This window comes from Vagococcus sp. WN80Y (genome assembly GCF_059621045.1).
The window spans coordinates 1-562 of the sequence record NZ_JCAQHY010000016.1 but is presented as its reverse complement, the minus strand read 5'-3'; the positions used below and the strand labels follow the sequence as shown (position 1 = coordinate 562).

1 protein-coding gene is annotated in these 562 nt (G+C 47.9%); it reads right to left on the bottom strand.

From position 1 onward, the window contains the following. Positions 1 to 38 precede the first annotated feature (38 nt). Positions 39 to 562, bottom strand: a 524-nt coding sequence (locus AC5KOD_RS02375) for an aminotransferase class I/II-fold pyridoxal phosphate-dependent enzyme (protein ID WP_496912953.1), incomplete at its 5' end; no start/stop codon positions are given.

Sequence of the window (562 nt, the reverse complement as noted above, 5' to 3'; positions counted from 1 at the left end):
GATCGAGTTCGGCTATTTTTTTGGTTAAATCGTTAGTATTAATCATGAGGTAGCTCCTTTACTTTTTTGGCTAGGCGTTCAAGAGCCGCAGTTAAGACCGCGGTGGTACAAGCCAAGCTGATCCGTTGGAACTGTTGGCCTTCTTCACCGAATAAATTGCCGGGATCGAGAACTAAGTGACAGTCGTGAACAAGGAAGTCAGTTAGCGCCTCGTCTGTCATACCAAGGGCTTGACAATCAAACCACTGAAGATAAGTCCCTTCTAGTGGAGAAATCGTTAACTCTGGCAAGTGCTCGGTCATAAAAGCGTCAAAGACTTGCCGATTGATTTCGACTAGCTCTAAGAAGTCAGTCAGCCACGTCTCGCACTGATTATAGGCTAACTCACAGGCTTTCGGTCCAATGGCATTCAACAGGTGAAAGCCGTCGGCTCCTTGAACGGCAGTATATCGCTCTCGCAATTCAGGGTTAGCGATCACGACATTCGCTGTTTGGAGGCCAGCCAGATTAAAGCTCTTACTCGGTGCGGTTAGAATCACTGAATTGGCTTGAGCCTCTGCCG